This window comes from Nonomuraea sp. NPDC051941, assembly GCF_044593615.1.
In genome coordinates this window covers 460,200-485,372 of record NZ_JBIUCF010000001.1, presented here as the reverse complement: position 1 = coordinate 485,372, position 25,173 = coordinate 460,200, and the positions used below count along the sequence as shown (strand labels likewise).

29 protein-coding genes and 1 riboswitch are annotated in these 25,173 nt (G+C 70.8%); of the genes, 14 read left to right on the top strand and 15 right to left on the bottom strand.

The genetic code is table 11. The features are described from left to right. The first annotated feature begins 9 nt into the window (after nt 1–9). The 3 genes from ACIHFD_RS02235 (at nt 10) to ACIHFD_RS02225 (ending at nt 2,906) form a co-directional block, all read left to right on the top strand. Complete coding sequence (locus ACIHFD_RS02235) at nt 10–1,521, top strand: glycerol-3-phosphate dehydrogenase/oxidase (RefSeq protein WP_397365192.1); 1,512 nt, start codon at nt 10–12, stop codon at nt 1,519–1,521. A 112-nt stretch (nt 1,522–1,633) separates the two neighbouring features. Then, nucleotides 1,634–2,494 (top strand): sucrase ferredoxin, encoded by an 861-nt coding sequence (locus ACIHFD_RS02230; protein ID WP_355194584.1) that lies wholly within the window; start codon nt 1,634–1,636, stop codon nt 2,492–2,494. 100 nt (nt 2,495–2,594) lie between these two features. Next, nucleotides 2,595–2,906, top strand: a complete 312-nt coding sequence (locus ACIHFD_RS02225; protein ID WP_080036407.1) for a WhiB family transcriptional regulator — start codon at nt 2,595–2,597, stop codon at nt 2,904–2,906. 110 nt (nt 2,907–3,016) lie between these two features. On the opposite strand, the gene ACIHFD_RS02220 is transcribed toward ACIHFD_RS02225, so the two are convergent. Then, on the bottom strand, nt 3,017–3,415 hold the full coding sequence (locus ACIHFD_RS02220; RefSeq protein ID WP_397365191.1) for an NUDIX domain-containing protein: 399 nt from the start codon (nt 3,413–3,415) through the stop codon (nt 3,017–3,019). A 76-nt stretch (nt 3,416–3,491) separates the two neighbouring features. On the opposite strand from ACIHFD_RS02220, the gene ACIHFD_RS02215 reads away from it, so the two are divergent. Then, on the top strand, nt 3,492–4,133 hold the full coding sequence (locus ACIHFD_RS02215; RefSeq protein ID WP_350722648.1) for a DinB family protein: 642 nt from the start codon (nt 3,492–3,494) through the stop codon (nt 4,131–4,133). 29 nt (nt 4,134–4,162) lie between these two features. On the opposite strand, the gene ACIHFD_RS02210 is transcribed toward ACIHFD_RS02215, so the two are convergent. Both ACIHFD_RS02210 and ACIHFD_RS02205 read right to left on the bottom strand, forming a co-directional pair. Next, the gene (locus tag ACIHFD_RS02210; RefSeq protein ID WP_127935054.1) at nt 4,163–4,396 is read right to left on the bottom strand and encodes a DUF397 domain-containing protein; all 234 of its coding nucleotides are present in this window, start codon (nt 4,394–4,396) and stop codon (nt 4,163–4,165) included. 135 nt (nt 4,397–4,531) lie between these two features. Then, on the bottom strand, nt 4,532–5,413 hold the full coding sequence (locus ACIHFD_RS02205) for a helix-turn-helix domain-containing protein (protein WP_397365190.1): 882 nt from the start codon (nt 5,411–5,413) through the stop codon (nt 4,532–4,534). 231 nt (nt 5,414–5,644) lie between these two features. Here ACIHFD_RS02205 and ACIHFD_RS02200 point away from each other — a divergent pair, with 231 nt between their 5' ends. Then, nucleotides 5,645–6,016: an ATP-binding protein gene (locus ACIHFD_RS02200; RefSeq protein WP_350722652.1), complete on the top strand. Its 372-nt coding sequence runs from the start codon at nt 5,645–5,647 to the stop codon at nt 6,014–6,016. A 14-nt stretch (nt 6,017–6,030) separates the two neighbouring features. On the opposite strand, the gene ACIHFD_RS02195 is transcribed toward ACIHFD_RS02200, so the two are convergent. Further along, entirely contained in the window at nt 6,031–6,663 is a 633-nt protein-coding gene (locus ACIHFD_RS02195; protein WP_355194576.1) for a phosphoribosyltransferase, read from the bottom strand. Between the two features lie 57 nt (nt 6,664–6,720). Then, nucleotides 6,721–7,818, bottom strand: a complete 1,098-nt coding sequence (gene rsgA / locus ACIHFD_RS02190; RefSeq protein ID WP_350722656.1) for a ribosome small subunit-dependent GTPase A — start codon at nt 7,816–7,818, stop codon at nt 6,721–6,723. A 283-nt stretch (nt 7,819–8,101) separates the two neighbouring features. Between rsgA and ACIHFD_RS02185 the strand changes: the two genes are divergently transcribed. The 3 genes from ACIHFD_RS02185 (at nt 8,102) to ACIHFD_RS02175 (ending at nt 10,840) form a co-directional block, all read left to right on the top strand. Further along, nucleotides 8,102–8,680, top strand: a complete 579-nt coding sequence (locus tag ACIHFD_RS02185; RefSeq protein WP_350722658.1) for a sigma-70 family RNA polymerase sigma factor — start codon at nt 8,102–8,104, stop codon at nt 8,678–8,680. Then, nucleotides 8,677–9,390 carry an anti-sigma factor family protein gene (locus tag ACIHFD_RS02180; RefSeq protein WP_397365189.1) on the top strand — a complete coding sequence of 238 codons (714 nt, stop codon included), beginning with the start codon at nt 8,677–8,679 and terminating at the stop codon, nt 9,388–9,390. The genes ACIHFD_RS02185 and ACIHFD_RS02180 overlap by 4 nt, the downstream gene beginning before the upstream one ends. A gap of 163 nt (nt 9,391–9,553) precedes the next feature. Continuing rightward, on the top strand, nt 9,554–10,840 hold the full coding sequence (locus tag ACIHFD_RS02175) for a CHRD domain-containing protein (RefSeq protein WP_397365188.1): 1,287 nt from the start codon (nt 9,554–9,556) through the stop codon (nt 10,838–10,840). Between the two features lie 269 nt (nt 10,841–11,109). Here ACIHFD_RS02175 and glyA read toward each other — a convergent pair whose 3' ends face one another. The 5 genes from glyA to ACIHFD_RS02150 all read right to left on the bottom strand — a co-directional run bounded on the left by glyA (nt 11,110) and on the right by ACIHFD_RS02150 (nt 16,195). Then, nucleotides 11,110–12,360 (bottom strand): serine hydroxymethyltransferase, encoded by a 1,251-nt coding sequence (gene glyA, locus ACIHFD_RS02170; RefSeq protein ID WP_350722663.1) that lies wholly within the window; start codon nt 12,358–12,360, stop codon nt 11,110–11,112. Nucleotides 12,361–12,384: 24 nt separating this feature from the next. Next, nucleotides 12,385–12,468: riboswitch (ZMP/ZTP riboswitch) on the bottom strand. Between the two features lie 36 nt (nt 12,469–12,504). Further along, nucleotides 12,505–13,995 carry a serine/threonine-protein kinase gene (locus tag ACIHFD_RS02165; protein WP_397365187.1) on the bottom strand — a complete coding sequence of 497 codons (1,491 nt, stop codon included), beginning with the start codon at nt 13,993–13,995 and terminating at the stop codon, nt 12,505–12,507. A gap of 12 nt (nt 13,996–14,007) precedes the next feature. After that, nucleotides 14,008–14,940, bottom strand: a complete 933-nt coding sequence (locus tag ACIHFD_RS02160; protein ID WP_350722668.1) for a YihY/virulence factor BrkB family protein — start codon at nt 14,938–14,940, stop codon at nt 14,008–14,010. Nucleotides 14,941–15,001: 61 nt separating this feature from the next. Continuing rightward, nucleotides 15,002–15,376 (bottom strand): YccF domain-containing protein, encoded by a 375-nt coding sequence (locus tag ACIHFD_RS02155; RefSeq protein WP_397365186.1) that lies wholly within the window; start codon nt 15,374–15,376, stop codon nt 15,002–15,004. 54 nt (nt 15,377–15,430) lie between these two features. Further along, entirely contained in the window at nt 15,431–16,195 is a 765-nt protein-coding gene (locus ACIHFD_RS02150; RefSeq protein WP_397365468.1) for a TIGR03084 family metal-binding protein, read from the bottom strand. Between the two features lie 250 nt (nt 16,196–16,445). Between ACIHFD_RS02150 and ACIHFD_RS02145 the strand changes: the two genes are divergently transcribed. The 5 genes from ACIHFD_RS02145 (at nt 16,446) to ACIHFD_RS02125 (ending at nt 19,969) form a co-directional block, all read left to right on the top strand. Further along, entirely contained in the window at nt 16,446–16,532 is an 87-nt protein-coding gene (locus ACIHFD_RS02145) for a putative leader peptide (protein ID WP_350723228.1), read from the top strand. Between the two features lie 107 nt (nt 16,533–16,639). Then, nucleotides 16,640–18,328 carry a nitrite/sulfite reductase gene (locus ACIHFD_RS02140; protein ID WP_397365185.1) on the top strand — a complete coding sequence of 563 codons (1,689 nt, stop codon included), beginning with the start codon at nt 16,640–16,642 and terminating at the stop codon, nt 18,326–18,328. Next, entirely contained in the window at nt 18,325–18,468 is a 144-nt protein-coding gene (locus ACIHFD_RS02135) for an Insertion element protein (protein ID WP_185077756.1), read from the top strand. Before ACIHFD_RS02140 ends, ACIHFD_RS02135 begins: the two co-directional genes overlap by 4 nt. Next, nucleotides 18,465–19,193: a phosphoadenylyl-sulfate reductase gene (locus tag ACIHFD_RS02130; RefSeq protein ID WP_397365184.1), complete on the top strand. Its 729-nt coding sequence runs from the start codon at nt 18,465–18,467 to the stop codon at nt 19,191–19,193. Before ACIHFD_RS02135 ends, ACIHFD_RS02130 begins: the two co-directional genes overlap by 4 nt. Then, the gene (locus ACIHFD_RS02125) at nt 19,175–19,969 is read left to right on the top strand and encodes a sirohydrochlorin chelatase (RefSeq protein WP_363965766.1); all 795 of its coding nucleotides are present in this window, start codon (nt 19,175–19,177) and stop codon (nt 19,967–19,969) included. Before ACIHFD_RS02130 ends, ACIHFD_RS02125 begins: the two co-directional genes overlap by 19 nt. Before the next feature lie 7 nt (nt 19,970–19,976). Here the strand turns inward: ACIHFD_RS02125 and ACIHFD_RS02120 are convergent, their stop codons facing one another. Further along, entirely contained in the window at nt 19,977–20,717 is a 741-nt protein-coding gene (locus ACIHFD_RS02120) for a DUF1707 domain-containing protein (protein WP_397365183.1), read from the bottom strand. Nucleotides 20,718–20,885: 168 nt separating this feature from the next. Here ACIHFD_RS02120 and ACIHFD_RS02115 point away from each other — a divergent pair, with 168 nt between their 5' ends. Continuing rightward, nucleotides 20,886–22,223: an ankyrin repeat domain-containing protein gene (locus tag ACIHFD_RS02115; RefSeq protein WP_397365182.1), complete on the top strand. Its 1,338-nt coding sequence runs from the start codon at nt 20,886–20,888 to the stop codon at nt 22,221–22,223. 31 nt (nt 22,224–22,254) lie between these two features. Here ACIHFD_RS02115 and ACIHFD_RS02110 read toward each other — a convergent pair whose 3' ends face one another. The 4 genes from ACIHFD_RS02110 to ACIHFD_RS02095 all read right to left on the bottom strand — a co-directional run bounded on the left by ACIHFD_RS02110 (nt 22,255) and on the right by ACIHFD_RS02095 (nt 25,139). Continuing rightward, nucleotides 22,255–22,827 carry an HD domain-containing protein gene (locus ACIHFD_RS02110; RefSeq protein ID WP_357732042.1) on the bottom strand — a complete coding sequence of 191 codons (573 nt, stop codon included), beginning with the start codon at nt 22,825–22,827 and terminating at the stop codon, nt 22,255–22,257. Nucleotides 22,828–22,931: 104 nt separating this feature from the next. Further along, a complete protein-coding gene (locus ACIHFD_RS02105; RefSeq protein WP_397365181.1) occupies nt 22,932–23,450 on the bottom strand; it encodes a hypothetical protein in 519 nt (172 codons plus the stop codon). A 241-nt stretch (nt 23,451–23,691) separates the two neighbouring features. Continuing rightward, nucleotides 23,692–24,582, bottom strand: a complete 891-nt coding sequence (locus tag ACIHFD_RS02100) for a maleylpyruvate isomerase family mycothiol-dependent enzyme (RefSeq protein ID WP_397365180.1) — start codon at nt 24,580–24,582, stop codon at nt 23,692–23,694. Beyond that, a complete protein-coding gene (locus ACIHFD_RS02095; RefSeq protein ID WP_350722683.1) occupies nt 24,582–25,139 on the bottom strand; it encodes a sigma-70 family RNA polymerase sigma factor in 558 nt (185 codons plus the stop codon). The genes ACIHFD_RS02100 and ACIHFD_RS02095 overlap by 1 nt, the downstream gene beginning before the upstream one ends. Nucleotides 25,140–25,173: the final 34 nt, after the last annotated feature.

The window sequence follows — 25,173 nt, the reverse complement described above, 5'->3', positions numbered from 1 at the left end:
GGAGGCACCTTGGACAACAGCTCGCTGAATGCCCGCAGAAGATCCCGTGAGCTGCGCCGCGTCGCGGAGGAACGGCTCGACGTGCTGGTGGTCGGGCTCGGCGCGACCGGCGCCGGCGCCGCGCTGGACGCCGCCTCCCGGGGGCTCAGCGTAGCGGCGATCGACGCGCACGACCTGGCTTTCGGGACCTCCAGGTGGAGTTCCAAGATGATCCACGGCGGCCTGCGCTATCTGGCCAAGGGACAGGTGGACGTCGCCTACGAGAGCGCGATCGAGCGCGGCATCCTGCTCCGCACGACGGCTCCGCACCTGGTCGCGGCCCACCCGTACCTGCTGCCGCTGACGAAGGCGGTCTCGCGGCGGCAGGCGGCGCTCGTGATGAGCGGCTACCGGCTCGGCGACGGCCTGCGGGCCGCCGCGCGCACGCCGCGCCGCCTGCTGCCCGGCCCGACGCGGCTGAGCGCGGCCCGCACGCGCACGCTGGCGCCCGTGCTCGACGGCGACGGCCTGCGCGGCGCGCTCCTGTCGTGGGACGGCCGGCTGCTGGACGACGCCCGCCTGGTCGTGGCGATCGCCAGGACCGCCGCCGCGCACGGCGCCCGCGTGCTGACCCGCTGCCGCGCGCTGCGGCTCACGGACGGGCCCACGGACCGGGGCGCGCTGGTACGCGACGAGCTGACGGGCGAGGAGTTCGACGTCCGCGCCAGAGTGGTGATCAACGCGGCCGGGGTGTGGGCGGGCGGGCTGGATCCCGAGGTGAAGCTGCGTCCCTCGCGCGGCACCCACCTCGTGCTGACCCAGGGGACGCTGCCCGGGCTGATCGCCGGCATGCATGTGCCCATTCCCGGAGAGACCAACCGATTCGCGCTCGTGCTCCCCCAGCGCGACGGCCGCGTGTACGTGGGCCTCACCGACGAACCGGTGGACGGGCCCGTCCCCGATGTTCCGGAAGTGCCCGAGGAAGACGTCAGAACGCTCCTGGAGGTGCTGAACGGGGTTCTTGAGACTCAGGTGACCCGGGAGGCGGTCGCGGGCGCGTACGCGGGCCTCAGGCCCCTTCTGGCGGCCGACGGCCACACGGCAGACATCTCGCGTAGACACGCCGTTCTCGCGCATGACGGGATCGTCACGGTCGTCGGCGGCAAGCTCACGACATATCGGCGGATGGCCGAGGACGCGGTGGATGAAGCGGTCTCGTCCGGGAAACTCCGGGCGCGCCGGAGTCGTACAAGAAAGATCCCGCTCGCCGGGGCGGGCCCGCGGCCGTCCGGGGTGCCGCACCGGCTGGCCGAGCGGTACGGCAGCGAGGCGGAGGCCGTGCACGAGCTCGTCAAGGCGCACCCGGAGGAGGTCGGGCTCGGCATCACCGAGGGCGAGCTGGTCTGGTCGGTCCGGCACGAGGGCGCGCTCGACGAGGGCGACCTGCTGGACAGGAGGACCAGGATCGGCCTGGTCAAGCAGGACAGGGACCGCGCACTGCCCGCGACACGGGACGTGTTGGACCGAACCGCCCGCGACTGACCCCACCAATCCGTTAGGTTAGTCTTACCTAATTCGGGTTGGGGAGGGAGAACAGGCGTTGGCAAGGGGCTGCGAGCATCCGAACGGGTGCCACACCGGAGGGGTTCCGACGTTGGCCAGCGCCACCGTGGGAGCCCGGCTGTGGCTGCTCGTCGAATACACCGGCGCCTGGCCGTCACACCTGGAAAACTTCGAACTTCCTGAAAAAATCTCCGAACTGGTCCGCCGGGCGCTCGAGCGCGGTATCAGGCCCCAGTTGATCCGCCGGCCGGGAAAGCGAACCCGCCCACAGGAGCAGGGGATCCGTGTGCTACTCGCGTACGCGGTAGGAGACCGGCCCTGGTTGGCGAGCGGTGTCGTCGCAGGTCCCGACGATCTTGACCTCGACGCGCTCGTGGCGGGAGTGGTCCCGGAGTCCTGCATACTTGAAGACGAGCCGGTATTTCTGGTCTGCACGCACGCCAAGCGCAATGCGTGCTGCGCCCGCATTGGACTACCCCTCGCTCGCACGCTGGCCGATTCTTTGCCGGACAGAGTGTGGGAAACGTCACACGTTGGCGGCGATCGCTACGCCGCCAACCTGGTGTGCTTGCCACACGGAATTTTCTACGGCAGCATGTCTCAGGCTGCTGCACTGGCAGCGGCCAACGCGTACCGGTCGGGCGAGGTCATTCTCGACCGCTACCGGGGACGCGCAGGCATCCCTGAGCCATTGCAAGCCGTGGAGCACTTCGCCCGAGCCCATACGGGAGAGTGTTCCGTCGGCGCGGTGGCCGTGGAATCCTCCAGGTCGGACGGTGACGTCACCGAAGCGCTCGTACGCTGCGGGGACGTCCGGTTCCAGGTTGTGGTTGAGCCATCGGCGTTCACAGCGCCGTGTGGTACGGCTTGCGCCGAGACGATCACCACCTACCGGCTGGTTTCGCTGGACAGGCTCACGCCTGTGCGGTACGCCACGCCCGCTCTCGCCTGAACAGGGAACATCGCGGCCCAACGTTGCGTTGGAACAGTGACGCCATAAGCGTCCAATGCGGCCCAATTACCGAAATACCTCTCACGAAGGTGGTTTTCTCATGTCTCAGGTACGTCGGCAGCTCGCCCGCCCGCGCCCCAGCTGGGGTTGGCAGGATGATGCCGCGTGCCGGGGTGAGGACCTCGTGCTCTTCTTCGGCCCCGACGGGGAGCGGCAGCCCGAGCGTGACGTACGTGAGCGGAAGGCCAAGGCGATCTGCGCCCAGTGCCCCGTCCGCAACGAGTGCCTTGACTACGCGCTGTCCCGTCCGGAGAAGTACGGCACGTGGGGCGGTCTCAACGAAGACGAGCGCGCCTCCGAGCGTCGTCGTCGCATGCGCCGCGCGGCCAGCGCCGGCATCTCCGCCGCCTGACATACCCGGCAGCGTCACCATCATCGCGTGATCAAGCAGTTGTCCCGATGAACCGGAGCCTGGCCCTCCATGCACAGGCTCCGGCGAACCCGGTCGGGACAACTGCCTGATCAGGCAGCACCTCCGAGAACACCGGCCCGCACGAGCAGCGGCACCACCTGGTCGCGCACGGCAGGCGCGAGACGCGGCACGTAAGCGTCACGCCCGTCCGTCCACCCCAGCGCCGCCAGCTCGGCGGCCGGTCTCGGATCCCCCGAAACCCCGGCGGTGAAAACCGTCATGCGCATGGGCACGCCCTCCAGCGCCGCCACGTCCTCCACGTGGTCGAGCAGGGCCAGGTCGTGCGGGGTCACCCCGAGCTCCTCGGCCAGCTCGCGCGCGAGCGTCTCCTCCCCCGCCTCGGGCTTGCCCCCCGGCAGGTAGAAGACGTCCGGAGCGGCCTGCTTGCTCACGACGAGCAGCCGCCCACGGTCCACGACCGCCGCGGCGACCACGCGCAACACATCCATGCCCGACAGCATCCCACGCGCCACCGACAAACCGGGCTTCCGGAGATTGTCACACCCGGCCGATAGGGTGCCCGGCATGACAGAATCCGAGCTCTCCCCCGTGACCGCCGACGACCTCGACGAGGCCGTCCGGCTGGCCGTCGCCGCCCTTCGCGAGGCGCCCGAGACCGCGTGGGACCGCAAGGCCGGCACGCTGGAGTGGACGTGCTGGGAGACGGTCGAGCACCTGGCCGACGACCTGTTCGCCTATGCCGCCCAGCTCGGGCTCAGGATGCCGCCGCTGGACACGTACGTCCCGTTCATCCTGGAAAGTCGCAGGCCGGAAGGCCCCGCCAACACCATCCACGCCGACCCCAAGGCCGGTCCCGTCGGGCTGCTGCAGGTGCTGGAGTCGTGCGGCGCGATGCTGTCCGCCATGGTGCGGACCACGCCGCCGGAGGTCCGCGCCCACCACGGCTTCGGCGCGGCCGACCCCGAGGGCTCGGCGGCGATGGGCATCGTGGAGACGCTCGTCCACACCCACGACCTGGCCGACGGGCTCGGGCTCGGGTGGGCGCCGCCGGCCGGGATGTGCGCCCGGGTGCTGGGGCGGCTGTTCCCCGACGCCCCGCGCGACACGGATCCGTGGACGACCCTGCTGTGGGTCACCGGGCGCGCCGACCTCCCCGGCCGTGAGCGCCCGGTGAAATGGCGCTGGTACAGCGCGCCGCGGTCCTGAGCGGCGCGCGCTCCCCTAAACGTCAGACCTCAGACGATCAGATCGTCGAACTCGCCGTCCTTGGCCCCCAGGACGAACGCGGTGATCTCCGCCTGGGTGTAGACCAGCGCGGGACCTTCGGGAAAACGTGAGTTACGCATGGCTATCTCCCCCGTGGGCAGGTTCGCGACTTCGACGCAGTTGCCGTTGGGGTTGCTCCGCTTGCTCTTGCGCCAGACGACAGGAAGGCGGCCGGCGGGCGTTCCGTTCCGGAACTCATGCATGGGGGCAGCTCCTCACGATCTTACGGATGCACGTGCATCCGCGTTTGCGAGGAGACAATACGGTAACGCGTCGGTCTCCATATAGCGGACGACCAAAAAGCCAGATATGGGGTGGGTCACAGGGATATCAGCAGCTCATCGGGAAAGCAGGCGTTCCAGGAAGCGCCTGCTCTCCTTGGGCTCCTCGGCCTGGATGCTGAGCCGGTCCATGACTTCCATGTAGTTGTCGGAGTCGGCGGGTTTGTCCAGGTAGAGGGCGCTGGTGAGCTGCTCCATGTAGACGACGTCGGGCAGCTCGGGCTCGGGGAAGCGCAGGATGCTGAACGGGCCCCCGGCCGCCGCGTGGCCGCCGCGGTCGAACGGCATGATCTGCACGGTGACGTTGCGCTCGGCGGTGAGGTCGAGGAGATGGGCGAGCTGCGCGCGCATGATCTCGGAGCCGCCGATCGTACGGCGCACGACGGCCTCGTCGATCACCGCCCAGACCGTCAGCCCGCTCTCCAGCCGCCCCTGCCGGGTGGTGCGCACCGCCACGCGGCGGTCGAGCTCCACCCTCGGGGCCTTCTCGTGGGCCAGTTCGATCACGGCCCTGGCGTAGTCGGGGGTCTGGAGGAGGCCGGGCACGAACTGGTTCTCGTACGTACGGATGCTGGAGGCCGCGCCTTCGAGGCCGATGTAGACCTCGAACCAGGGCGGCAGCACGTCGCCGTACTTGTGCCACCAGCCGGGGGCGTTGGCCTGCTTGGCCAGGGCGAGCAGCGGCTCGCGCTCGGCGGGGTCGGTGACGCCGTACAGGGTCAGCAGGTCGGCCACGTCGCGCTGCTTGAAGCTGACCTGGCCGAGCTCCAGCCGGCTGATCTTGGCGTGAGATGCGCGAATCGAGTACCCGGCGTCCTCGCGCGAGATACCCTTCTCCGTGCGGAGCCTGCGCAGCTGAGTGCCCAGCAGGATCCGCAGCACCGTCGGGCTTCCCGGCGAATGGTTGAGAAGCTTCCCTTCCGCGCTCTCTGCGCTCACCCTGCCGCTCCTAGGTCATCTGCACGTGCAGATGCGATTCGCATCCGTAAACGACGAAAAGTCTTGCATCGGTCAGCACTCCCCGTAAAGATGGGCATTGGATCACCAGACCGCGCTTCGGGGGCCAGAATGACGACTTTCGACGCTCGGCCGCAAGCCGCCATCGGTTCCCGGCCACCAGGATGGCTTTTTTCCATTCTGGTCGAGGGGCATGCCTGGGAGTGCGACGCGGTGTTCCCCTTCCATCAGCGGGTCGCGCTCGAGCCCGCCTGCGTGGCGACGGCGCGGCGGTTCGTCGACCAGACGCTGACCACGTGGGGGGTTTCGGAGCCGGCCTTCGACGCGCAGCTGGTGGTGTCGGAGCTGGTGACCAACGCGATGCGGCACGGCGGCGGGGCCGCGCAGCTCCGGCTGCTGTCGCACGGGGCGGAGCTGGCGTGCGTGGTGACCGACCACAGCCGGACCGTGCCGGTGGCGGCGGCTCCCGACGTGTTCTCCGAGTTCGGGCGGGGGCTGCGGCTGATCGACGCCCTCTGCACCGCCTGGGGCTGGCTGTCGCCCGGCGGCGCCCGCAAGCTCGTCTGGGCCGTGCTCGCCGCCTGACTCGCCGTACGTCCTCATCGCCGCGCCCGGTCGAGCAGTTCGAGCACGTCGGCGTCGGTGAGCTGGTCGAAGTGCTCGTACCACTGGCCGACCGCCCTGAAGTCGATCGGCGTCAGCAGGACCACCACCTCGTCGGCCTCCCGCCGCAGCGAGCCGACGGTCTCGCGGGCCCCGACCGGCACGGCCAGCGTCACCCTGGCGGGCTTGGCCGTGCGGACCGCCCTGAGCGCGGCGCGCGCGGTGCCGCCGGTGGCCAGGCCGTCGTCCACCACGATGACCTCGCGCCCCTCCAGCGAGGGCAGCGGGCGGTCGCCGCGGTAGGCGAGCACCCTGCGGGCCAGCTCGCGCCGCTCCTTCTCCACCACGTCCGCCACTGACTCGGGCGTCATGCCGAGGCGGCGCAGCAGCGTGTGGTCGAACACGGGTTCGCCGCCCTCGGCTATCGCGCCCACACCCAGCTCCGGGGTGGGCGGATAGCCGATCTTCCTCGTCACGAGGACGTCGAGGGGAGCGCCGAGCCTGCGCGCGATCGGCAGGGCCACCGCCACGCCGCCGCGGGGCAGGGCGAGCACGACGGGGTCGCGCACGTCCTCCAGGCGCTCGGCCAGCAGCTCCCCGGCCTGGGCACGGTCTGCGAAGAGCTCCATGACCAGTGCCCTACCCGCTCAAACGCACTCCTCGCCTCACCCGCGGCGGCCGGACCGCTAGGGCCGGCCGCGGCCCGAGCGGCGCATCTCCTTGGTGATGAGCTTCCACTTGTTCAGCTGCTCCTTGCGCAGGCGGGCATCGGTCCTGGAAGCCATCCAGGCCGCCTCCCGCTGCAGCTTGCGCCAGCTGTCCAGCCGCCGCTCCGGCAGCTCACCGGTCTCCAGGGCGGCCAGCACCGCGCAGCCCGGCTCGCCGGAGTGCCCGCAGTCGCCGAAGCGGCAGAGTCCGGCCAGCGCCTCGATGTCGGAGAAGACCAGGTCGACGCCGTCGGCGATGTCGTACAGGCCGATCCGCCGGATCCCGGGCGTGTCGATGACCAGCCCACCCCCGGACAGCGGGATGAGCTCCCGGTGCACGGTGGTGTGCCGGCCCCGCCCGTCGGCGGCGCGCACCTGCTGGGTCTCCATGACGACCTCCCCGGCCAGCGCGTTGACCAGGGTGGACTTGCCGGCTCCCGACGGGCCGAGGATCACGGCCGTACGGGAGCCCTCCAGGTAGCCGGCGACCAGCGGGACCCCGTCTCCGTGCAGGGACGAGACCGCGTGCACGTCCACGCCGGGCGCGGCCACCCGGACGTCGTCGAGCAACTGGTCGAGACCGTCCTCGAACAGGTCGGACTTGGTGATGAGCACCACGGGCGTGCCGCCGGACTCCCAGGCCAGCGCGACGAGGCGCTCGATGCGGCCGAGGTCGGCGAAGTCCGTGGAGTGCATGGACGGCTCGGCCACGAAGACGACGTCGACGTTCGCGGCGAGCACCTGGCCCTGGCCGTCGCCGGACAGGCCGCCCACCGAGTCGCGGCTCACGCCGCCCCTGATGAACGCGGTCGTCCGCGGCAGGACTTCATCGAGCTCGTAGCGGCCCTCAGGGAGCAGCCTGAGCGCGACCCAGTCGCCCACGCACGGCAGCGCGACCGGGTCGGCGGCCGACGCCCTGCGGACGCGGGCGCCGTACTTGACGTGAAGCTGACCCTCGGCCGCGATCACCTCGGCGGCGCCGCGGTCGACGCGGGCCACGCGGGCGGGGACGGTGTCAGCGGGCAGCTCGGCGGCGCGGAGAGCGGTCCAGCCGAGCAGGGAAAGATCGTGATTCAACGCAGTGAAACCTTTGATCGAGAAGGGAAACCCGGCAGCTCAGCGGAGCCCGGGGAGGTGGACGAAGGGCACACGGAACGCGATGACCCGCATAGTCCTCACCTCCTCGATCAGTTGCCGCAGACTCTACGCACCTCTCCCGCAGGGACGCAATCGGATTAAGTATGGCGATCTGTTGAACCCTGCCTGGGCGGCTGGCCGTACCACCTGCCGACGGACCCGAGAAAGGGGAATGATGCACACCAGCACTTATCCCCCGCCCTCGGCCGAGGGAGCCGCCCCCATGGGGAAGCCGCGTTTTCGACACTGGATCCGCCGCGTACGGCCGGATGACGGGGTGCCAAATGACGGGGTGTCCAATGACGAGGCGGCAGTGTCCGCGCTCTACCGGGAGTATCACAGGCCGCTGCTGGCCTTCGTGATCAGGTTGACGGCGGGCGATCGGCAGTGGGCGGAAGACGTGGTGCAGGAGACCATGATCCGGGCTTGGCGCAGTGCGGAGCAGCTCGATCCCGAGTCGGTCTCGCTGATGCCCTGGCTGGCGACGGTCGCCAGACGTATCGTGATCGATGACCGGCGGCGCCGGGACGCCCGCCCTCGGGAGTCGGGTGACGGGCCGCTGGAGACGATGCCCGTGCCTGACGAGATGGAGGGCCTGCTGCACCAGGTGGTCGTGTCAGAGGCACTGAAGACGTTGTCGCCGGCACACCGCGAGATCCTCAACGAGACGATCTTGCGAGACCGGTCGGTCAACGACGCCGCCGAGGCGCTTGGCATCCCGGTCGGCACTGTGAAGTCCCGGGTCTATTACGCCGTTCGCGCGCTGCGGATCGCACTTGAGGAGAGGGGGGTGACGGCGTGACTTCGAGAGTCGAGCACACAGACGTGGGCGCGTACGCGCTCGGTCTGCTGGAGGAGGACGACAGGCACGCCTTCGAGGCCCATCTCCTGGGCTGCGCCCCCTGTCGCGCCGAGCTGTCCGATCTGTCCGGCATGGCCAGCGTGCTGAGCGGGATCGGCCCGATGGAGGACTACGGGGCGCCGTCCCCCGAACCGGTGATCGACCTGCTCCAGCGCAAGAAGAGGACGGACAGGAAGACCCGCAGGGGGACGTTCGTGATCGGGATGGCGGCGGCGGTCACGCTGGTGGCCGGCGGCCTGACGGTCGGCACGCAGCTCTCCGTCGGCGACGCTCCCCCGATGGCCGCCCAGGGGCACGGCAGCCACATGGGCCCCGCCGAGCAGTTCTTCGCCGACGGCACGCCCATCGAGGGGAAGGGCGTCGACGGGGTCACCGGCGGGCTGGTGGTCGAGTCGAAGGCCTGGGGCACGCACGCCGCGCTCAAGCTGGCCGGGGTGAAGGGGCCGCTCGAGTGCGAGCTGGTCTCGGTCGGCAAGTCGGGTGAGCGCCGGGTGATGACCGGGTGGTCCGTACCTCCAGCCGGGTACGGAGTGCCGGGTTCGCCCGATCCGCTCTACATGCACGGCGGCAGCGCGACGCCGCTGAAGGACATCGATCATTTCGAGGTGGTCACTTCGGCAGGCAAGAACCTGCTCACCATCACCGCCTGACCCGCCAGGCGCTCCAAGCCCTCCCGCCGCTGGTGGGAGGGCTTTTTCATGCCTTCGGGCCTGTGTGCAAAATTACGGATTCGCGGGTTGAACCTCCCCCGATACCCGGCGCGTACTGCCTGCCGTACCAACCGGAATATCAAACCGTTTAAGAGGTTTAGCCATGTTCATCCGAAAGTTCGCGATTCCTGGCACGCTGCTCGCCGCCGCCCTGCTCGCCTCCCCCGCTTCGCCGGCGAACGCCTCCGGTGACGACGTCTATCTCGCCGCCGGCCTGCGCGGCGACAACGAGGTGGGCGTCAAGGGCGACGCCGACGGCCGCTCGACGGTCGTGATCAGGATCAGCGGGAACGAGGTCACGTTCGCGGCCCGCTGGAACAAGATCGGCACGCCCACCGCCGGTCACGTCCACCTGGGCGCGAAGGGCGTCAACGGGGACGTCAGGCTCGAGTTCTTCACCAAGCCGCTGCCCGCCGGCGTGCTCGGCGTCACCGGCACCGTCAGGGCCGACAACGACCTGGTCAAGGCGCTCATCGACAACCCCGGCGGCTTCTACGCCAACCTGCACGACGCCGCCCACCCCAAGGGCGCGGTCCGCGGCCAGTTCCACCGGCTGAACAAGCCGATCGACCTCAACGGCGTGCTGCAGGGCAGCAACCAGGCCACGCTCTCCACGCGCGCCGACGGGGCGCAGGAGGTGCCGGAGAACGACGGCAAGAAGCGCGGCGACCAGGACGGCCAGGCCGGCTGGTGGCTGCGTCCCGGCGGCTCGTCCATCGCGTACACGGCCTTCTGGTCGGGCCTCGGCGCGGTCACCAACGGCCACCTGCACAAGGGTTCCGCAGGCGGGAACGGTCCAGTGGTCGCCGACCTGTTCGCGGGCGCCCTGCCGGAGAACCTCACCGGCGTCGCGGGCGAGGCCCCGGTCGCCGCCGGCGTCGTCAAGCGCATCGCCGCCCACCCCGACCGCTACTACGCGAACCTGCACACCTCCGACTTCGACGGCGGCGCCGTGCGCGGCCAGCTGTCCGACCGGCCGTTCACCCACCCGCGCGCGCTCACCGCCGACGTGCTGCGCGGCGCGCAGATCTACTCCTGCACGGCGCAGCCGAGCGGCGGGTACGCCTTCACCCAGCTCGGCGTCTCGGCCAAGCTGCGGCGCGGGATCGACCACTCGTTCGTGACGCCCGCCGCCGGACCGCCGCAGTGGATAGCTCCAGACGGGAGCGCGGTGCGCGGTGCGGTCGTCACCAAGACGCCCAACGGCGACGGCAACATCCCCGAGCTCGTGCTGGACGCCACCCAGGCGGGCAAGGACAGCGGGCTCCTCGCGCACGCCACCCAGATCCTGCGCCTGAACACCACCGGCGGCGTCGCGCCGTCCGGCGCCTGCACGCCGGGCTCCGAGGCCCGGGTCCCGTACGGGGCCGACTACCTGTTCCTGGGCTGAGGCTTCCGGGGGACGATTCGGTCCCGTCCCCTGGAACGCCTTCCCGGTCGATCCGGCCCACGTCCCCCGGGCCGCCGGTCGGCCGACCGCGAGCGGGGCACTTCGGCCCGCCCCGCTCGCACCGAACGCCCCGCCGCACTCCGGGAGCCCGTGCGGCGGGGCGTTCGCGTCTGCCCGCAGTCGTCCCCGGCACCGCCGTCTGCACATGGTCGCCCCGGAGGAGACGCCGGCCCGGAGCGGCCGGGTGGGCCCGGCGTGAGGTGGATCGGTTACAGGCCCGGGGCCGGGAACTGGGCGGTGAGCTCGCTGACCTCGTGGTGCACGCGCGTGATGACGTCCTCCGCGTCCCCCTTGGCCAGGGCCGTGACGACCTCGTCCATCCAGGCGCCGATCTGGCGCATCTCGGCCTCGCCCATGCCCCGGGAGGTGACGGACGGGGTGCCGATACGGATGCCCGACGGGTCGAACGGCTTGCGGGGGTCGAAGGGGACCGTGTTGTAGTTGGTCTCCAGCCCCGCCCGGTCGAGCGCCTGGGCGGCGGGCTTGCCACCGATGCCCTTGGGCGTGAGGTCGAGCAGGATCAGGTGGTTGTCGGTGCCGCCGGAGACCAGGTCGAACCCGCGGGAGGCGAGCTCGTCGGCCAGGGTCCTGGCGTTGGCGACGACCTGGTGGGCGTAGTCGCGGAACGACGGCTGGGCGGCCTCGTGGAGCGCGACGGCGATGGCGGCGGTGGTGTGGTTGTGGGGGCCGCCCTGCAGGCCGGGGAAGACGGCCTTGTTGAGCGCCGTGGCGTGCTCGTCGGCCGTGGCCATCAGCATGGCGCCGCGCGGCCCGCGCAGCGTCTTGTGCGTGGTCGTGGAGATCACGTCGGCGTGGCCCACCGGGGACGGGTGCGCGCCGCCCGCCACCAGGCCGGCGATGTGGGCGATGTCGGCGGCCAGCACGGCCCCGACCTCGCGGGCGATCGAGGCGAAGCCCTCGAAGTCGATGGTGCGCGGGATCGCGGTGCCGCCACAGAAGATCAGCTTCGGCCGGTGCTCGAGGGCGAGCCGGCGCACCTCGTCGAGGTCGATGCGGCCGGTGTCCTTGCGTACGCCGTAGCGGACCGGGTTGAACCACTTGCCGGTCGCGGAGACGGACCAGCCGTGGGTGAGGTGGCCGCCGAACGGCAGGCCCATGCCCATGACGGTGTCGCCCGGCTGCAGGAACGCCATGTAGATGGCGAGGTTGGCGGGCGAGCCGGAGTAGGGCTGGACGTTGGCGTGGTTGACGCCGAACAGCGACTTGGCCCGCTCGATGGCCACGGTCTCGATCTGGTCGATGACCTGCTGGCCCTCGTAGTAGCGCTTGCCCGCGTAGCCCTCGGAGTATTTGTTGGTGAGGACGGTGCCGGTGGCCTCGAGCACGGCCTTGGACACGTAGTTTTCGGACGCGATGAGCTTGACGGTGTCGGCCTGGCGGCGCTCTTCCGCCTTGATGAGCTCGGCGATCTGCGGGTCGACGCTCGCGAGAGAACTCATGATTCTCCTGTCATCGTTGACAATTGCGAAGACCCAGGCGCACGGCCTCCGCTCCTTTCGCTCCCCGGTGGTCGATCCCACCAAAATGCGCCAGTCGCGTCTCCTGGTAGACGATAGCGGATGTCACGGGGCCCATCCGTCGTGTCACGATGAGCTGACCGCCACGTTCCTGATGACCCCGAGCAGCACCAGATCGACGTCGACCCGGTCGGCGTCCTGCGGCACGCCCTCGAAGATCGCGTACATCCGGAGCTGCGCTCCCGCGGGGAACGGCGCCATCGGCAGGTCCGTGCACGCGCAGGTCTTGTCCTTCCAGGCGGGGTAGATCGGCCGGCCGACGCCGGGCGGGATGAGGTTCACCCGCGAGACGGTGGAGTCGAGGGCGCCGCCGCCGAGTTTGCCGGCCAGGGGCGCGTTCTCGGTGCCGACGTTCTTGACCGTCCACTGCAGGCGCACCGTGCCGCCCTGGCGGGCCAGGGAGTCGATCTGGACGCTCAGCGTGCTGCCCGCGGCCTGGAGGGTACTGCGGGCGGCCGGGGTCCCGGCGTCGTTGCCCGGCGGCTCCCACGGGCGCACCACGGCGAGCGTGACGGCCGCGCCGAGCGCGGCGGCGAGCAGGCCCACGGCGATCGGCGTCCACGGCCGCTTCCTCGGGGCCGCCGGAGGGCCGGTGAGCCCCGGGGACGGAGACATCCCGGGCGTGGGGGGCAAGGGCGTGGAGGGCGAGGGCGTCGGGCGCGAGGGCGTCCCGGGCGTCGGGGATAAGGGCATCACGGGGGCCGGGCTCTGGGGCACGACCGGCGTCCAGGTGTCGGAGACGACCCTGGTGGCCGTGTCCACCGCCACCTCGGCGCGGCCGAGCATCCGGTCCATGAGCTGCTGGGCGGTCGGACGGCGGGCCGGGTCCTTGTCGAGCGCCCGCTCCACCAGCGGCCTGATCCGCTCGTCGAGCCCGTCGAGCACGGGCGCGTGGTTGATCACCCGGTAGACGACCTCCGCGACCCCGCCGGTGCCGAACGGCGGCCGGCCCGTTCCCGCATAGGCCACGAGCGCGCCCCAGGAGAAGATGTCGCCGGCCGGCGTCGCCGGCTCGCCCTTGGCCTGCTCGGGCGACATGTACGCGGGCGTGCCCATGCTCCGCGCGACCGTGGCCGGCGCCCCGGCGGTGTCGGCGAGCTGGGCGATGCCGAAGTCGATGACGCGCGGCCCGACCGGGCTGAGCAGCACGTTCGACGGTTTGAGATCGCGGTGCACGACCCCGGCCTGGTGGATGGCGGCCAGCGCGGTGGCCACGCCGACGGCCAGCGCCTCCAGGTTGGCGCCGGTCAGCGGGGCCTGCCTGACCACGGCGGCCAGGTCGGGGCCCTCGACGTATTCGGTGACCAGGTACGCGGTGCCGCCGTCGAACCCGGCGTCCAGCACGGGCGCGGTGCAGAACCTGGCGACCCGCCGCGCGGCCTCGGCTTCCTTGCCGAACCTGCGCCTGAACTCCTCCCGCGCGGCCAGCTCGGGCCGCATCGTCTTCACGGCGACCCGCCGTCCGTCAGGGGCCTCGGCCAGGTAGACGAGGCCCATGCCGCCCTCGCCCAGCTTGCGCACCAGGGTGTACGGCCCGACTCTCCGCTGCGCCTCCATATCGGGGGGACTCTATTTGGTACGGCTGACGCCCGGCCAGAGCCGGTCCACCTCGGCGTTCAGGATGGCCCCGATGAGCACGGCCAGGGCGGTGATGTAGAGCCAGAGGAGCACGGCGATGGGCGCGGCCAGCGACCCGTAGACGGAGACGGGCGAGAACCAGGCGGCCAGCACGGCCCGCAGCACCGCCGCGCACACGATCCACAGGAACAGCGCCAGGATCGCGCCGGGCAGCTCCCGGTACCACTTGGTCCGCACCGGCACGCTGACGTGGTAGAGCACGGTCAGGAACAGGACCGAGCCGATGATCACGACCGGCCAGTAGAGGATGTCGATGAGGACGCCGTACTGGGCGGGCAGGGCGTCCCTGAGCAGGGTCGGCCCGATGACCAGGATCGGCATGACGATGATGCCGATGATCAGGCCGACGACGTAGAGGCCGAACGACATCAGCCTGGTGCGGATGATGCCGCGCTCCTCGCCGAGCCCGTAGGCCACGGAGATGAGGTCGACGTACACGTAAAGAGCTCGGGAGCCGGACCAGAGCGACAGCAGGAAGCCGACCGAGATGATCGACACCTTGCTGGCGTCGTCGCTGAGGACGTCGGTGAGGAGCGGGTTGATCACCTTGTTCACGGCCTCTTCCGTGAACAGCACCCCCGCCTGCGCGATCACCCACGCCTTGACCTGAGCGACCACGCTGGAGCCCAGCCAGGTGCCGAGCTTGGCCAGCACGCCGATGAGGCCCAGCACGAACGGCGGCAGCGACAGCAGCGCGAAGAACGCCGCCTCACCTGCCAGGCCGGTGACCCGGTAGGTGACGCCGGCGTTGGTGGCCGCGCGGACGATCGCCCACGACTTCGTGTCGAGCACCCAGCTCAGCCTGGCCCTGGCGTTGGAGACGAGCCCTCTCTTCGGCCGGGGAGGCGCATCGGTGGACGTCATGGCACCCAACGGTATTCGCAGTGACTCTTCGGGACAGCTTACGTCCCGGAGTCTGCCTGCCCTAGTCGTTGTCAACGATGCGTGCGCCCAGCGGAAGCAGGGAAACGGGGACGAGCTTGAGGTTCGCGATGCCCATCGGGATGCCGATGATCGACAGGAACAGCGGGATCGACGTCACGACGTGCCCGATGGCCAGCCAGACGCCGGCGACCACGCACCAGATGACGTTGCCGATCAGGGAGAACGCGCCCGCGTCGGGGTCGCGCACCACGGTCCTGCCGAACGGCCACAGCGCGTACGCCGCGATCCGGAACGACGCGACGCCGAACGGGATCGTGACGATCAGGATGCAGCAGATGACCCCGGCCAGCGCGTAGCCGGCGGCCAGCCAGAGTCCCGCGAAGATCAGCCAGATGACGTTCAGAATCGTGCGCATACCTGAAGGATCTCACCAGCCGGTCCGCCCGCGTCATCCGGCAAGACCCTGACTTCACCCTGACCTGGGCGCCCGCCCCTTGCCGGGCGGCCCGGCGAATGCCTGCGCGATCTCCATCCAGGCCCGCGCGGGCTCGCCGGTCAGCTCCAGCGCGGTGTCGGACAGGTGGACGCGCTGGGTGACGGCCAGGCAGAAGTCGAGGACGGTGCCGCGGACGAGGCCGTCGGCTCCCTCGGGCCCCGCCGTCCACGTGGTCCCGTCCGGCATGGCCAGCTCGGCGCGTACGGTCTCCTCGGGCACCGGCAGGCCGCGCGCGATGAAGCTGAAGGGCCGGGCGCGGAAGCCCATCATGGCCACGTGGCGCAGCCGGGCCGTCGGCTCACGGGTGACGCCGAGCGCGTCGGCCACGTCCTGGCCGTGCGCCCACGTCTCCATCAGCCGCGCGGTCACGAAGGAGGCGGCCGACATGGCGGGGCCGAACCACGGCACCCGTTCGCGCGCGTCCAGCCTCGCGAAGACCTCCAGGCTGCGGGAGCGGGCCGTGCGGAACCACGCGCGCAGCTCGGCCGGCGGCATTCCGCGCGACTCAAGGGTGAGGTCGTCCACGGACGTGAAGCCCGCCGGCGAGGCCTGGAAGCCGCCGGGGTCGGTGGCCGCGCGCACGGCGGCCTCGTCGAACCAGGCCAGATGGCTCACCTGGTCACGGATCGCCCAGCCCTCGGCGGGTGTGGGCCGCTCCCAGTCCTCGTCCCTCAGCGGATCGAGCAGAGCTTCGAGGGACGCGGTCTCGGCACGCAGGTCGTCGAGCAGCTCGGCCATGAGATCCACGCCCGCCAGCCTAACCCGAACAACGTTCTAGGAGAATAATCGTCATGTGATCTGTGAGAGCTGCAAGGACAAACGCCACGAGGACTGCCGCGGGGGCTCCTGGTGCGATTGCCAGCACCAGGTCCAGGAGAAGCCCCATGAGCCCGACCTCAGCTGGAAGAGCCAGGGCTGAGCGAGCTGGACAGTCCCACACTCTGGACCCTGTCTTGGACAAACGGGACGGCCAGAGTATCTTCTAGGTATGCCAGCGGACCCCATGCTCGTCGGTCGACGCCACGTCGACCTTCAGCGTGTCCGCAGTGCCATCTGTTGCGACGCCCGCCTGTAACCCCATCCTTTTCACCGCTGAGCGCGTCGCACACCTCCTCTCCACCCCTGCCCTCGATGACGAGGCAGGAGGAACCCTGCGCGCGCCCATGAACCGAAGGACGCGCAATGAGCACCCCTGCCAGCCGCACTCCTGCCAGCCGGCACCACAAACGCCCGCGCGGCGAAGGCCAGTGGGCTCTCGGTTACCGTGAGCCGCTCAACAAGAACGAAGAGAACAAGAAGAACGACGACGGCCTCAACGTCCGCCAGCGCATCATCGACATCTACTCCAAGCGGGGCTTCGACTCGATCGACCCGGCCGACCTGCGCGGCCGCATGCGCTGGTACGGCCTCTACACCCAGCGCAAGCCCGGCATCGACGGCGGCAAGACCGCCATCCTGGAGCCGGAGGAGCTCGACGACCGCTACTTCATGCTGCGGGTGCGCATCGACGGCGGCCAGCTCGACCTCGCCCAGCTGCGCACGATCGCCGACATCTCCAACGAGTACGGCCGCGGCACCGCCGACCTGACCGACCGCCAGAACATCCAGCTCCACTGGATCGAGATCGAGTCGGTGCCGGACATCTGGGAGCGCCTGGAGGCCGTGGGCCTGTCCACCACCGAGGCGTGCGGCGACACCCCCCGCGTGATCCTGGGCTGCCCGCTGGCCGGGATCGACGCCGACGAGGTGCTCGACGCGACCGAGCAGATCCACGAGGTGCAGGACCGGATCGTGGGCAACCCGGCGTACTCCAACCTGCCCCGCAAGTTCAAGTCGGCGCTGAGCGGCTGCACCGCCCACTGCACGGTGCACGAGATCAACGACATCGCGTTCGTCGGCGTGGTCAACGAGCAGGGCGAGGTCGGCTACGACCTGTGGGTGGGCGGCGGCCTGTCGACCAACCCGATGCTGGGCAAGCGGATCGGCGTGTTCGTCCGGCCGGAGCAGGCGGTCGACGTCTTCGAGGGCGTGGTCGGGATCTTCCGCGACTACGGCTACCGGCGGCTGCGGCACCGGGCCCGCATCAAGTTCCTGGTCAACGACTGGGGAGTCGAGAAGTTCCGCGAAGTTCTCGAACAGGAGTACCTCAAGGAGCCGCTGCCCGACGGGCCCGCCCCCGCGCTGCCGCGCGGCAGCCGCCGCGACCACGTGGGCGTCTTCCCGCAGAAGGACGGCAACTTCTACGTCGGCTTCGCGCCCAAGGTGGGCCGGCTCGACGGCGACAGGCTGCACCTGATCGCCGACATCGCCGAGCGGCACGGCTCCGGCCGGGTCCGCACGACCGTCGAGCAGAAGATGGTCATCCTCGACGTCGCGCCCGACCAGGTCGACTCGATCGTGGCCGAGCTGGAGGCCAGCGACCTGCGGGTCCGGCCGTCCACGTTCCGCCGCCAGACGATGGCCTGCACCGGCATCGAGTACTGCAAGCTGGCCATCGTCGAGACCAAGGCCGCGGCCGCCGACCTGATCGACGAGCTGGAGCGGCGGCTGCCGGCGTTCGAGGAGCCGCTGACGATCAACGTCAACGGCTGCCCCAACTCCTGCGCCCGCATCCAGGTCGCCGACATCGGCCTCAAGGGCCAGCTCGTGGTGGACGAGAACGGCGACCAGGTCGAGGGCTTCCAGATCCACCTGGGCGGCTCCCTCGGCGTCAACGCCGGCTTCGGGCGCAAGGTGCGCGGCCTCAAGACCACCGCCAAGGCGCTGCCCGACTACGTGGAGCGCGTCGTCAAGCACTACGACGCCCAGAAGAAGGAAGGCGAGTCGTTCGCCGACTGGGTGCAGCGGGCCGACGAGGCGGACCTCAAATGAGCGAGCGAGCGGTCCCGTTCCACTGCCCGTACTGCGGCGACGAGGACCTCGAACCCTACGAGGGGGACGGCGGCTGGTACTGCCGCGCCTGCGCCCGCGCCTTCAAGCTCAAGTTTCTCGGGATCGGAGTGAAGATATGACGCTCGTGGACATCGAGGTCGGCCTGAAACAGCAGCGCGGCACCCTTGACCTGCAGGACATCGTCGAGTCCGCCGCGACGTTCCTCGAGGGCGCCCCCGCCCGCGAGATCATCCGCTGGGCGGCGGCGACGTTCGGCGACCGGCTGTGCCTGACCTCCTCGATGAGCGACGCCCTCCTGATCGACCTGGTGAGCAGGGTCAAGCCCGGCGTGGACGTGCTGTTCATCGACACCGGCTACCACTTCGCCGAGACGATCGGCACGCGTGACGCGGTGCGCCAGGTCTATGACGTCAACGTGATCGACATCAAGCCGTCGCGGACGGTCGAGGAGCAGGATCGCGACCTCGGCCCGCGCCTGTTCGGCCGCAACCCCGACCTGTGCTGCTTCCTGCGCAAGGTCGAGCCGCTCAACCGGGCGCTGGAGCCGTACCTGGCGTGGATCTCCGGCATCCGCCGCGACGAGTCCTCCAGCCGCGCCGGCTCCAAGGTCGTCGAGTGGGACGCCAAGCGGCAGATGGTCAAGGTCAACCCGATCGCGGCCTGGACCCAGGAGGACGTCGACAACTACATCGCCGACAACGGGGTGCTGATCAACCCGTTGCACTACGACAACTACCCCTCGATCGGCTGCGCGCCGTGCACGCGGCAGGTCGCGGAGGGAGAGGATCCGCGCAGCGGACGCTGGGCGGGCCTGGGGAAGGTCGAATGCGGCATTCACCTGTGATCCCCAGCAGGGGACCCGTCCCGTTGGCAGGCGGGGCGGCCCCCGGCCGCGTGCCACTGGTGGCGGTGGCGCACGGGTCGCGAGATCCGCGTGCCGCCGCCACCGTGGCCGCGCTGCTCGACCGGGTACGCCTGGCGCGCCCTGAGGTGCCCGTACGGGTGGCGTACCTCGACCACTGCACTCCCGCACTGGGACAGGCGCTGAGCGGCCTCCAGGAGGCCGTTGTGCTGCCGCTGCTGCTCACCGAGGCCTACCACAGCCGGGTGGACCTGCCGGCGGCGCTGAACGAGGTCCGGGCGCGCGAGCCGCGCCTGCGCGTGCACTACGGCAGCACGCTGGGGCCGCACCCGCTGCTGCTGACGGCGCTGGAGCGGCGCCTGGCCGAGGCGGGCGTGCGCGCCGGGGACCCGGAGACCGCGGTCGTGCTGGTGTCGGCGGGTTCGAGCGACGCCAGGGCCAACGCGGTGATCGCGGGGCAGGCGCGGGCGTGGCGGCGTTCCGGCTGGTGGACGGTGTCCGCCGGCTACGCGTCGGCCGCCGATCCGTCGCCCGCCGAGGCCGTGGCCGCGCTCAGGCGGGCGGGCGCGCCGAAGGTCGTCGTCGCCCCGTACCTGCTGGCGCCCGGCTACTTCGCGGACAAGGTACGGCAGACGAGCCTGGAGGCCGGGGCCGCGGTCGTGTCGGACGTGCTCGGCCCGGCACCGGAGCTGGTGGAGGTGCTCCTGGAGCGTTACGAGGCGGCCCAGCGGCAGCCGGTGTCCTCCCTGGTCGGCTGAGCCGGGGTCAGTAGCCCCACCGGTCGCCGCGGTCCCCGCGCGCCTGCCTGCCCAGCTCACGGGCCTGCCGGTTCAGCTCGCGGGTCTCCTGCCGCATCTGCCGGCCCAGCGCCCGCCAGTCCTCGCCGTGCAGCCGCCGCCAGTGCTCCCGCCAGGCCGCGAACGCGCGCTGCACCGGCTGCGCCCGCGAGTCGCCGATCACCTTGACGTCCCCCATCACGGCGTACGCGCGCACGCGCACCACCGGGACGTTCATGCCGGGGGCCGCCTGGAGGACGTCCACCCGCTTGTCGCCCATGACGGCCACGCCGTCGAGGTCCACGTTCACGCCGTCGGGGACGATGATCTTGACGTCGCCCATCACGGAGACGGCCATGATGTCCACCATGTCCGTGCGCACCTCGGCCTCGCGCAGGTCGAGCACCACGTCGCCCATCACGGCGACCGCGCCGAGCTCCTGGTCGATCCGCCAGGTCCCGCGCCGCTTGGAGTCGCCCATGAAGCCCACGAACCACCGCCGCTTCCTGCCCGCGGGCACCGGGGCGGGCGCCGGCGCCGGCGTGGCTCCCCCCGGCAGGTCCTGGGTGAGCAGGGCCAGCTCGGCGTGCGTGGTCGCGGAATAGGCGGCCTCGGTACGGTCGGTCAGCTCGGCGAGCGTCAGCCTGCCCTCCACCGATGCGACACGCAGCTGCTCGACGACGGCCTCGCGCTCGGCGTCCGAGGCGCGGAGCCCACCGGGATCAGTCATACTCGCAACATATCGCGTCTTGCCCGGAATGCGACTCCTCCCCGAGAAGGAAAACATGTCATCCCTTGTAGGCGTTTGAACCTATACGCCGCTTTGGCGCGTACCAAGCGATGACACGGGGCTCTGGCTTGGCCCGGGGCGCGGCCGGACCAGGCTAGGGTCCCTGTCATGCATGAGGAACAGCTCTACCGCGCGGCGTTGAACGGCGAGACCGAGACCGTGGGCAAGCTGCTCACCGGCGGCGCCGATCCCAACAGCCCAGGTGAGGAGGGGTTGCCGCTGTGCGCGGCCGCCGCCTGGGACCGCGTGGAGGTGGCCGGCGCGCTCCTGACGGCCGGCGCCGACGTGAACGGCCGGGAGGAGGGCGGCTGGACGGCGCTGCACTGGGCCGCCTCCAACGGCCACGCCGCCACCGCCAAGGCGTTGATCGAGGCGGGCGCGGAGGTCGACGCGGCCAACGAGTCCGGCGACACCCCGCTCACGCTGGCCGTCCGGCGCGGCGCGCTGGGCGTGGTGCAGGTGCTGCTCGAAGCGGGCGCCGATGCCGAGAAGTACGACGGCGACGGCGACACGCCGCTCGAGATCGCCGCCTCCTGGGTGGGCGTGCACCTGGAGAGCGCGCTGCTCGACCAGATCGAGAAGGAGGGCTGGGAGTACGTCGTGGCCCGCCAGTACGCCAAGGACGGCACCGAGCTGGTCACGGTGGCCGGACGCGCGGCCGACGGCTCGGAGAGCGAGCAGGTGCAGGCGCAGCGCGGCCACGCCGCCGTCGCGACCCTGCTGGAGGACGCGACGGGCACGTACACGCCGGTGGAGCAGCTCGTGGCGCGGGCCGTGGCGCACCGCGACATCGACGAGGACGCCGAGACCTGGTGGATCGTGGCCGACTCGCTGGGCAGGCGGGCGGACGACGAGACGTACGAGGCGCTGGTCCGGCTGTGCGGGAGCGAGGACGCCAGGGAGCGGGAGTTCGGGGTCGACGCGATCGCCCAGTTCGGGTTCGCGGAGGGTGAGAAGCCCTACCTCGACACCACGCTGCCGCTGCTGCAGAAGATGGTCACCACGGAAGGCAACCCGCAGGTGCTGCGGTCGGTCCTGGCCGCGCTCGGGCACCAGGGGGACGCCCGCGCGCTGCCGCACGTGCTGGACGTCATCGGGCGTCCGGGGCACAAGCGCACGATGACGGACGCGATCGCGCTGGCCGACGTGCTGCCGCCGGGCCACGAGGAGGGCCTGGCGCTGCTGATCGCGATGACGGAGGACGAGGACACGGAGGTGCGCGACTGGGCCACCGCCGGGCTCGCCGGGCTGTCCGAGGACACGCCCGTCATCCGTGAGGCCCTGGCCGCCCGCCTCGCCGACGCCGACCTGCGCACGGTGGCCGAGGCCACGCGCGGGCTGCTGACGCGCGGCGACGAGCGCGCTTCTCAAGGGGTGGAGCGGGTGCTGGCGGAGAGCGACGACGAGTACGAGCGGGATCTCGTCACCCAGCCGATCACCGGCTGACCCGCACCCTCCCGCCGGACCGGGGGAGCGCTCAGTCGCCGTTGAGCACGCGCGTCACCCACTCCAGGGTGCCGGTGCGCAGGGCCTCCTCGGCCAGCCGTTTCCCGGTCGGGGTCGTCAAGGCGTCCAGGGAGCTGTCGATCCAGCCCTGGACGTTCTGGTGCCCCTGCTCCCGGTATTCGACCGCCTGGATGAGGCATTCCAGCTTGTCCGCGTCCCGGGCGCAGACGGCTTCGAGGCTGGCCTTCTCCTCGTACTCCCCCACCGCGTCGCCGACCATGTCCGCCACCTCCGCGGGCAGGCCGCGCATCTGGTCGGCGGTGACGTCCTCGTTGGAGGCCGCCTTGAGGTAGCGCTTGCCGATGTACGGGATGTCGGTGATGCGGGTCTCCTGGGTGTCGTGGAAGAGGCTCATGAACGCGGCCCGCTCCGGATTCGCCCCTTCAAGCCTCGCGATCACGCCGGCTATGACGGCCGCGCGGAACGAGTGCTCGGCGATGCTCTCCGGGTCCCGTACGCCCGCCACCAGCCACCCGGTCCGCTTGTAGCGCTTGAGCAGCCCGAACTCGTACAGCAGCCCCGCCAGTCCCGTCGCGTCGTCCATCACGGGGACCCTCCTCTCCTACGGCAAATGCCGTGGCCGTTTCGCCGGCCACGGCATTTGTCATCGACCGTTCTCCGAAAACGGGAGCTGTTTCAGCTCACCGGTTAATTCTCGCTGCCGAAGATATCCCGCCAGTCGTCCCCGTTGGGCCACCAGCTGTCGTTCTGGCCCGTCTCGTCCTGGCCCGTCTCTTCGGGGCCCTCGAACTGGTCGTCGTCCTTGATCGGCTGCTTGACCGGCGTCTCCTTGACGGGAGGCGTCTGCACCGTCGGCGGCGTGTGGTGCACCGGACGGTGGTGCTCGCGGCGCGGTGTGCGGATGCGGATGATCTCGTCGTCATCACGGTGGTGGTGGTGACGACGTCCCCAGCCGCCCCAGCCCCAGGGGCCACACCAGGGGCGCCAGCAGCCGCCTCCCCATCCGCGACGGCCGCAGTGCTTCCCACAGAGCGGCGGCTTCTCGTTCGAGATGACCCCGACGCCCGCGGCGCTGCTCGGCACCGCGCTCGCCGCGGCCGCCAGACCCGTGGGAAGGAGCAGGGAGCCGACGATGGCGCCGGCCAGCGTTAGTGTCGCGGCCCGCCCATGGCGAGGCGTCCGCGATTGCCGACTTTCAGTGTTCACGTGCATTCGTTTCCGTTCATGGGTAGATCGGCCCGAAATCCAGTGCCCACTATCTCCGCAGGCACTCAGACAGGGGCAGACGTACCCATGTGAATATTCTCGCCTAACTATGTAAACCCAAATAACCTGTCAAAACCCGGCGGGGTCATTAAACGATGGTTTTCCGAGTTACTTAAAGGACCTCGCGCTATATCCCAGGGCATTTCCCGCCCAATTCCCCCAGAATGGACAGCGCCGCCGGTCAGGGGCCGGAAAGCGCCGGGGCCGCGGTCAGGACGTCCCTGGCCAGCGGCAGGTCGCCGGCCAGCTCGGCCGGGAACTCGGCGGGCTCTCCCCGGCCGCCCAGCAGGAAGCAGAACGCGACCACGTCCGCCGTGATGTGGGCGTCCGGCGTGCCGGGCCGGGTGTCCTCCACGCCCAGCGGCACCTGCCACTCGCCCCCGCCCGCGCCCGTCAGCGTGAGGTGGAGGGTGCGGCCGGAGCCGTCCATGCCCGACAGGAGCATCGTCCAGGGCAGCAGGCGCGCACACAGGTCGGCGGTCGGGTGGATGTGCTCGGCGATGGGGTCGGGCAGGCGCAGCCGGGCGGTCCGGGCGGCGTCGGCCGTGTGGATCCAGGTCTCCAGGCAGCGCGCCAGGAGCTGGTCGCGGACCGGAACCTCCATGCCGTCCAGGGTGGCCGGGGTCGTGGGCGGCAGGTCGGCCAGGTGGCGGCAGAGGGCGTCGGCCTGGGCCCGCCAGTCCCTTCTCGTCTGCTCTGGGCTGCGGGTGCGCTCGTACGCCTGAACGTCGCTCGTACGTCCCGTCGAATCGGTCGCGCCCATGGGCGGCCCCAGCACGGGGGCGCCGACGGAGGCGGCCAGGAGGCCGTCCTTGGCGGCCAGGTGGGCGACGAGCTCCTGGAGGGTCCAGCCCTCGACGATCACGCGCGACCAGTCGTCGTCCACGGCCGAGGTCAGCAGCGCGTCCATCGCGGCCACCCGGCCCGCGTACGGCTCCGCCCAGGCCGCAGTGGGGGCCGCGGGCCTGCGCCGGGCCCTGGCCCCGGCCAGGAGCTGGGGCCGCAACGAACGGGCCGGCACCTCCGGGTCCTCCATCATCGCGTCCAGATAGAGGCGCTCGATGGGGTCCATTACACCTCTTCCTCCGCAAGCGCGTCCGCCAGGCGTCTCAGCGCCAGCCGGATGCGCGATTTGGCCGTGCCCTCGGGCACGCCCAGCTCCTCGCTCACCTGCCGATAGGTCCTGCCGCCGAAGTAGGCGAGCTCCACCGCCTCCCGGAGGCCGTCGGGCAGCGAGGTCACCGCCTGCCGCACCCGTTTGGCCTCGTCCGAGGCCAGGACCGTGTCCTCCAGTCTGTCAGGTTCGCGCTCGAACAGCCTGGGTCCGAGTGCCGACACCCGCCGCCGCTCCTCGGCGCGCACGTGGTCGACCGCGCGGCGGTGCGCGATCGTCGCGAGCCAGGCGCGTAAGGTGCCGCGCTCCGGGTCGTAGGACAGGGGGCGCTCCCAGAAGACCAGGAACACCTCCTGAGTGATGTCCTCGGCGATCACCCGGTCCCTGGTGACCCGCAGCGCGAGCCCGAAGATCAGCGAGGAGAGCCGATCGTAGACCTCGCCCAGCGCGGACTCATCGCCGCCGACCACCCGCTGGTGCAGCAGGCGGTCGTCGTACGGTGCCTCCACTGGCACCACACTCCCGTGTAATCCGGACCAGAAGGCGGCG